The sequence below is a fragment of the uncultured Eudoraea sp. genome, from assembly GCF_947258525.1.
Taxonomy (GTDB): Bacteria; Bacteroidota; Bacteroidia; order Flavobacteriales; family Flavobacteriaceae; genus Eudoraea.
Genome location: NZ_CAMYIP010000167.1, coordinates 12,261 through 19,846 on the forward strand (window position 1 = coordinate 12,261; position 7,586 = coordinate 19,846).

A 7,586-nucleotide genomic window follows, 5' to 3' on the forward strand; every position below is an offset into this window, starting at 1 on the left:
TGAGCGCAGTCGAAATGTCGTATCTGAGAGAAAACAAAAACAACCTGAAGGTTATGAACCCATCGTTTCAGTCAGTACTAAAAAGAAGGGTGAACAGGTTTTGATTTCGGTAAAAGACAACGGCAATGGAATACCAAAAAAAGTATTGGACAAAATATTTCAACCTTTCTTTACAACTAAGCCAACCGGTCAGGGAACGGGATTGGGATTATCCCTATCTTATGATATTATAAAAGCACATGGCGGTGAACTCAATGTTAAAACGAAGGAAAATGAAGGCACCGAATTTACTGTTATTTTGCCGGCATAGGTCTGGTGGAGCCCAGATAGCTCCTTCTCCATAGTATTACGAAGGAGAAGCTATCCGGACGAAAGTGGAAACAAAATATTTAGAAGGCTTGCATGCAAAAGATTGGGTGAAGAGAGAAACAACATTTACCATAAAATTATCAATTGGTTAATTTAATTATGGTAACTTAAAAGTAAAGAATATGAAAATATTAGTAGTAGACGACGAACGTGATGTACAATTACTTTTCCAGCAGCGTTTTAGAAAAGAGATTAAGAGTGGAGCGCTCCACTTTGTATTTGCCTTTTCGGGCGAAGAAGCCATAACAACCTTAAATTCAATGGAACAGAAAGCCGTTCTTATCTTATCGGATATTAACATGCCGGGAATGAGTGGTTTGGACTTATTGGAACAAATCAGAACGAATTATGAGAAACCACCACCCGTGGTAATGATGATCACAGCTTATGGCGACGAGGAAAACCGAAATAGTGCAAAACGCTTGGGTGCTGATGATTTTCTTACTAAACCACTGGATTTTAAGCTTTTAAAAGATAAACTCTTAAACATAGTATGAAGTCAAAAATACTGGTAGTGGATGATGAGACGGATCTGGAAGTACTCATCAAACAAAAATTCCGTAAGCAAATACGGCAAAACGAATATGAATTTGTGTTTGCCATTAATGGGGTCGATGCATTGGAGAAACTGGACAGCCATCCCAACATGGACCTGGTTTTGAGCGATATTAATATGCCGGAAATGGACGGCCTTACCTTGCTGACCAAATTAAACGAATTAAACCCGCTGCTAAAATCAGTCATGGTATCTGCCTATGGCGACATGGAAAATATCCGTACTGCGATGAACCGGGGGGCGTTCGATTTTATAACTAAACCTATCAATTTTGAGGATCTGACCATAACCATGGAAAAAACCTTAAAGCATGTTCGTCAAATAAAGGATACACTTAAGGCCATAAAAGAGAACAACATCTTAAAGATGTACGTAGACGAAAACGTACTAAATTTTATGGGTAGTAAAGAATATGAATCTACAATAATGGCCAATGAAAATATTGAAGCCACGGTGATGTTCATAGATGTTTGCGGTTTTACGGCAATCAGTGAGAGCACCCCGGCAGATGTGGTAGTGAATATGCTCAATACCTACTTTGATGTGATGGTAAAAGAAATTATTGCCCAACAGGGCTATGTAGACAAGTTTATCGGTGATGCCGTTATGGCGGTCTTTAGAGGGGAATATCATTTAGACAGGGCCATTGATGCAGCTTTAGGTGTACGTCAGAAAATCAGTGACCTTCCTGAGCCAGAGGGCATCTCTAATTATACTCCTCAAGTATCTATCGGCATCAAAAGCGGTGAGATGGTCTCGGGGAACATTGGTTCATCGAGTTTAAAAAGGTTAGACTATACAGTAATAGGGGATACCGTGAATACTGCAGCACGTTTGCAGGATTCTGCCGGAGAAAACCAAATCATTATTTCAGAGAGCTGTTATGAGGGGGTAAAGGAATCTTTTCATTGCAAAAAAGTGGGTAGCATTAATATGAAGAATAAAGCAGCCCCGGTTACTGTGTATGAAGTTTTAGAGTAACAAATTAATTTAAAACTACGGGTTTAAAGGCAGATATTGCTGTTGATTTAAATTTACAAAATCTTCTTTACCTTAGCATAAAGCAAAATTCCTTATGGAAAAATCAAAGGTGAAAAACGTGTTTATACAGGGAGCAATAACGCCCGAGTTTATTGCTAAATCCATTGCCAATCACAAGTCTAAGACTCAGATTGGCGCCCACGATATTTTTTTAGGACAGGTAAGAGCAGACAAAATTGAAGGAAGAAAGGTTGAGGCCATTGAGTATAGTGCTTATGAAGAAATGGCTAACCTCAAATTTCACGAGATCAGAGAGGCAGCATTTAAACGCTTTGACTTAAGTTGCATGCACATTTACCACAGCACAGGGATTGTAAAGGCGGGTGAAATTTGCTTGTTTGTATTCGTTTCCTCGCCTCACCGAAAAGAGGTGTTTGAAGCGTTGCATGAAGTTGTTGAGGAAATTAAAAAACAGGTTCCGGTTTTTGGAAAGGAATTATTTGAGGATGACTCGTACCAATGGAAAGTAAACACCTAAGGATGGTAGATATTACACATAAAAAAAGTACACTTAGAACTGCTGTTGCCCAGGCAGTTGTTCATGTTAGTTCTAAAAATACTATAGAGGCTATTTTGAATAAAACAGTGCCCAAAGGCGATGTATTTGCTATGAGTAAAGCTGCCGGATTATTAGGTGTAAAGAAGACTTCAGATCTTTTGCCGGACTGTCATCCATTACCTATTGAGTATACAGACATTGATTACGAAGTGGAAGGACTTCAGATCAAAATATTGATCACTGTAAAAACCAACTACAAAACAGGTGTGGAGGTGGAAGCCATGCACGGGGCAAGTATAGTAGCCCTGAATATGTATGATATGCTTAAGCCAATAGACAAAGGAGTTGAAATAAGTTCTATAAAATTATTGCAAAAAACAGGGGGTAAATCCGATATCAGAAATACCTGACATAATTATTTTCTTACTGCCCATATCTCATACATAGGCCCTCCCTTGCTGTTTTTTCCTTTATGATGCCAGTCATCGCCTTTAATTTCATAAGTGAAATTGAGTTGCGCGCCGACCCTGGCATTATCACGGGAAAAAAACTCAATATTTTCTGTATAAACACCATCCTTTGAAGTGTAAGTGCCACCTCCTGTACCGGAAAATTTGAAAGTTTCAGTATCATAGGCAATCCATTGAAAATGGCCATCCGATAAAAACTTCATCGTTTTTCGGGAATTACTTTCTCCACGCCTTTCCTGCCCTTCATCCGGCCCGCGTGTTGCAAAAAGCCACTTACCATCTAATTGCTGCTCAAAATCGGGATCTTTCTTAAAGTTTAGATTGGGATCCCCAACTAATACCAGGCCTTCTTTAACAAGTTCCACGGGTAATTCTACAGATGTCGTAGTATCTTCCTCATAATCAGAATTAAACTCAAGTTTCACTGTTAAGACATCATTCTCTAGGCTATAAAAACCACCTATTGTCTTGACAAATCCTGCCGGCGATTTAGCGTAAATTGTATGAATCAAATATGTGTTATCAATTTTTAGTTCATGGGTAAGCCCGCTTAAACTGTCATGCGCATGATAAACACCTGCCGGGATCTGCGCCTGCGCATTTATGACAGAAAATATTGAAAAAAAGAGAATAAACCATTTCATAATTGATGCTTTTATAGATTTAAAAATACGGATAATTCCTCAGTTACGATTTAACTGTCACAAATGGTAAAAAGACTTAAAAATTTTGGGAAGGTAGATTTTTCAACATTTCTGCAGTAGTATTCTCAAGGTTAAACTGCGGTTCCCATCCCCAATCTTCTTTTGCTTTGGTATCATCAATACTTCGAGGCCACGTTTCTGCTATTTCTTGTCTGAAATCAGGACTATAGGATATTTTGAAATTTGGGATGTGCTTTTTTATACTAGCGCCTATATCAGCCGGAGAAAAACTCATAGCCGAAAGATTGTATGAAGATCTCACAGTTAGTTGGCCCGGGTCACAATCCATAAGTTTAATAGTAGCCCTGATCGCATCGTCCATAAACATCATGGGAAGTTTTGCATCCTCATTTAGGAAACAAGTATAGCTACCCTTGTTTAAGGCTTCGTGAAAAATTTCGATAGCATAATCCGTAGTGCCTCCTCCGGGTAAGGTTTTCCAGCTAATCAACCCCGGGTACCTCACGCTTCTTATATCTACCCCAAATTTATGGTAGTAATAGGAACACCATCTTTCACCAGACTGCTTGCTTATGCCGTAAACTGTGCTAGGTTCCATTACAGTGCTTTGAGGAGTATTGTCTTTTGGGGAGTTTGGACCAAATACAGCTATGCTTGAAGGCCAGAATATTTTTTCAATTTTATTTTCTTTGGCCAGGTTTAATACATTGAAAAGCGAATTCATATTTAAATTCCAGGCTCTTTCAGGAAATTTCTCTGATGTTGCACTTAGCATAGCAGCCATTAAGTATACCTCCTCAATTTCATGATACATCACTACATCTTCTATGGCTTCATAATTGGTGGCATCGAGAAGTTCAAAGGGTCCGGAGTTCATCAAACTCTCGCTACCTTCACGAATATCACTGGCAACTACCTGATCATTTCCGTAACGCTCTCTTAAGGCAAGGGTTAGTTCCGTGCCAATCTGCCCGCAAGCTCCTAAAATAAGAATGGATTTCTGCATAGATGAAGGGTAAATATAATTCCCTGGTAAAGATAGCTTTTATTAAAATTTGTACATTCGTCTTATGAGAAAATTGTTTGTCTTAGGGTTAATTTCGTTGCTTGTATTCTCCTGTGGCAATAAGCAAAGTTCTGAACAAAGTGTTGAGGCAGATAAGTTAGAATTTGATGTTCAGAACCTGCCAAAAAAATCAGCTTTAAATAGCGGAGCAAGTGAAGCGGTGGAGACATGGGCGGAATTTAAGGATTTGGATATGGCTTTTGACGGACTTTATGCTGTTGAAAATAATGAGGAATTAATTCTGTTAATTGATGAGTTTATAGAAAAGCAAAATGCATTGGCGGTTTCCAATTATCCGGAAATTTTTGATAAACCACAGGTAAAAAGCCGACAAAAAGTCTTTAAAACCTATATTTTAAAAGTAAAGGCAACCCTCGAATACAGGAAGGATCCTTTAGAACCGACTATAGAAATGGTCAATGCTTTTAATGGATTACGCAATCAGTTTAATGTGATGGTAAATTATAATTTGGACACAAAAATGATTTTAGATGAATAAGTTGTTAATGATTATCTTAATATTATTTACAGGGCATTTGATTGCCCAGGAAGATAACCAAGAGGAATTGAATGAATTGATTAATGAATGGCATAAGGCGGCATCTGAAGCGGATTATGGAACTTATTTCGGGATTCTGGCGGACGATGGTGTATTTATAGGAACGGATGCTTCAGAAAATTGGCAAAATGAGGATTTCAGAGCATTTTCAAAACCCTATTTTGATAGGGGTAAAGCCTGGAGTTTTACAACCATAGAACGAAATATTTATGTTGATAAATCAGGAAATTTTGCATGGTTTGATGAATTGTTGGATACCCGGATGGAAATTTGCAGAGGGTCTGGTGTGCTTTCCAAAGAAAATGGGAAATGGAGGATAAAACACTATGTGCTTTCCATTACTATTCCAAATGAAGATGTAGATCAGGTTAGTACATTGAAGAAAGAAAAGGATAGCCTGTTTATGTTAAACAAAAAACTCCGCTAGTGCCATATGATATTACACATGATTTAATCATTTAGAAAATTATTATACTATGAAAATGAACAGAATCTTTCTCTCATTTATTTTTCTATTCGTCTTATCAATGGGTTGCAGAACTGAACCCAGGGAGCAGCAAATAGATTATTATGCCTCGCCATTATTTATAGATGTGCAAATGCAAGGCTTATTTGAAGATTCCAAGACTTTTGTAGATCTTGTTCCGAAAGATTCTTACTACGCACTAAACAAGAAATATGAGAAGGAAAAACAAGATGAGAATTTTGATCTTGAAGCGTTTGTAAAAGAAAATTTTAGCGATAAGTCTACGGCCTCATTAACCTTTGAAACAGATACAACCCATACTATGTATGAGCATATTAGTAGTATCTGGGATAAATTAACCAGGGGACCGGATTCTGTGGTTCCATATTCTTCAAGGATATCCCTGCCGTATGAATATATTGTGCCTGGGGGCAGATTTAAGGAAATTTATTACTGGGATAGTTATTTCACTATGGAAGGTTTGCTGGTAGATAATAAGGAGCAAATAGCCAGGAACATGGTTGATAATTTTGCCTATTTAATAGATACACTGGGCTTTATCCCTAATGGAACCAGGAATTATTATTTAAGTCGTTCGCAACCCCCATTTTTTGCGCTAATGGCTTCGGCATTAGCTCGCAACGACAGTTTGGTTTTGGTGGAATACTTACCAATGATTGAGAAGGAATATGATTTTTGGATGGCTGGCAAAGATGCTGTTAAGCAGCCCTATGAGGCAAACAAATATGTGGTTAAAGTAGGAGATGATTCCTTCCTTAATCGCTATTGGGACAGTAGTGTAACACCACGCCCTGAGAGCTATAAAGAAGATCTTCATTTGGCGGCAGACCTGGCAACCGAGAAGGAAAAAACAGATCTATATGTTAATTTAAGAGCCGGGGCCACTTCCGGCTGGGATTTTAGCAGCCGATGGTATGCCGAGGAAGATTCATTTGAATCAACAAATACCGCAAATCTGTTGCCAGTAGACCTGAACTGCCTGCTTTATTTTATGGAGCAGCAAATAGCCAGGGGATACAATTTAAAAGGGAATAAGGAATCTGAATTGAAATACAATAAAAAGGCATTAAAACGTAAAGAGTTGATTCAAAAAACGTTTTGGGATGAAGATGTGCAGTTTTATATGGATTTTGAAATTAAAACGAAAAGAAACACGGATGAATTCACTCTGGCAGCAACTTATCCTTTGTTCTTTAATATAGCTACTAAGGAACAGGCAGAAGCAGTAAAAGAAAGATTAATTGCAGATTTTTTAAAAGATGGCGGGCTGCTTACTACATTAAAGAATTCAGGACAACAATGGGATGCCCCAAACGGTTGGGCACCCTTACAATGGATGACTGTACATGGCTTGCTCAACTATGGATACGAAGAAGAAGCTTTGGAGATAATGAAAAGATGGCTGGCAATTAATGAAAGAGTTTACAAAAACACCGGGAAAATGATGGAAAAGTATAATGTTGAGGATACGAGCTTACTTTCCGGAGGAGGTGAATATGAGACTCAGGATGGATTTGGCTGGACCAACGGCGTGGCATTAGGGTTTAAGGCATTAATGGAACAAATGGAAACCAAGAAACAGATTCTGGAAACTGTTAATCCATAGTTACATTTAATATTGGCCCATTTTCATTCTCCAAATTTATTTGAATTTTGGTGAAAGTTTAGGTTTTTTTCAAGACGTATAAGAAAGTAATCTTCATTAAATTCACTGAAGAAAAGCAGACTTTGATCTCCTCTTAAAGAAAATTAGACTAAGAACCACTTGGTTGATAGAAATAAAAAAGCAGGCAATAGTTGCCCGCCTTAATGCTGTTCTTGCAAGATTGCCTAGTTCTGCTTTTCAGAAGATTCAGCTTTCCTGGATTCGAGTG

At 38.1% G+C, this 7,586-nt stretch carries 10 protein-coding genes; 8 read left to right on the top strand and 2 right to left on the bottom strand.

What is annotated here, in order from left to right; genetic code table 11:
* The 5 genes from Q0X89_RS12720 to moaC all read left to right on the top strand — a co-directional run.
* Positions 1–310 (top strand): ATP-binding protein (locus tag Q0X89_RS12720; protein WP_297694755.1); only part of this gene is annotated, 310 nt, incomplete at its 5' end.
* Between the two features lie 181 nt (positions 311–491).
* On the top strand, positions 492–866 hold the full coding sequence (locus tag Q0X89_RS12725; protein WP_297694757.1) for a response regulator: 375 nt from the start codon (positions 492–494) through the stop codon (positions 864–866).
* The gene (locus Q0X89_RS12730; RefSeq protein WP_297694759.1) at positions 863–1,906 is read left to right on the top strand and encodes an adenylate/guanylate cyclase domain-containing response regulator; all 1,044 of its coding nucleotides are present in this window, start codon (positions 863–865) and stop codon (positions 1,904–1,906) included. Before Q0X89_RS12725 ends, Q0X89_RS12730 begins: the two co-directional genes overlap by 4 nt.
* Before the next feature lie 94 nt (positions 1,907–2,000).
* On the top strand, positions 2,001–2,444 hold the full coding sequence (locus Q0X89_RS12735) for a molybdenum cofactor biosynthesis protein MoaE (RefSeq protein ID WP_297694761.1): 444 nt from the start codon (positions 2,001–2,003) through the stop codon (positions 2,442–2,444).
* A complete protein-coding gene (gene moaC / locus Q0X89_RS12740; RefSeq protein WP_297694762.1) occupies positions 2,426–2,875 on the top strand; it encodes a cyclic pyranopterin monophosphate synthase MoaC in 450 nt (149 codons plus the stop codon). Before Q0X89_RS12735 ends, moaC begins: the two co-directional genes overlap by 19 nt.
* A gap of 5 nt (positions 2,876–2,880) precedes the next feature.
* Here the strand turns inward: moaC and Q0X89_RS12745 are convergent, their stop codons facing one another.
* Together Q0X89_RS12745 and Q0X89_RS12750 are read right to left on the bottom strand one after the other, a co-directional pair.
* Complete coding sequence (locus Q0X89_RS12745) at positions 2,881–3,579, bottom strand: hypothetical protein (RefSeq protein WP_297694764.1); 699 nt, start codon at positions 3,577–3,579, stop codon at positions 2,881–2,883.
* A 76-nt stretch (positions 3,580–3,655) separates the two neighbouring features.
* Positions 3,656–4,606, bottom strand: a complete 951-nt coding sequence (locus Q0X89_RS12750; RefSeq protein WP_297694766.1) for an NAD-dependent epimerase/dehydratase family protein — start codon at positions 4,604–4,606, stop codon at positions 3,656–3,658.
* A 64-nt stretch (positions 4,607–4,670) separates the two neighbouring features.
* Here Q0X89_RS12750 and Q0X89_RS12755 point away from each other — a divergent pair, with 64 nt between their 5' ends.
* Genes Q0X89_RS12755 through treF form a run of 3 tightly spaced genes read left to right on the top strand, consistent with a single transcriptional unit; the run spans position 4,671 to position 7,318 of the window.
* Positions 4,671–5,165, top strand: coding sequence for a hypothetical protein (locus Q0X89_RS12755; RefSeq protein WP_297694768.1), 495 nt, complete (start codon positions 4,671–4,673; stop codon positions 5,163–5,165).
* Positions 5,158–5,652 (top strand): nuclear transport factor 2 family protein, encoded by a 495-nt coding sequence (locus tag Q0X89_RS12760; RefSeq protein ID WP_297694770.1) that lies wholly within the window; start codon positions 5,158–5,160, stop codon positions 5,650–5,652. Before Q0X89_RS12755 ends, Q0X89_RS12760 begins: the two co-directional genes overlap by 8 nt.
* Before the next feature lie 55 nt (positions 5,653–5,707).
* The gene (gene treF, locus Q0X89_RS12765) at positions 5,708–7,318 is read left to right on the top strand and encodes an alpha,alpha-trehalase TreF (protein WP_297694772.1); all 1,611 of its coding nucleotides are present in this window, start codon (positions 5,708–5,710) and stop codon (positions 7,316–7,318) included.
* The last annotated feature ends 268 nt before the right edge of the window (positions 7,319–7,586 follow it).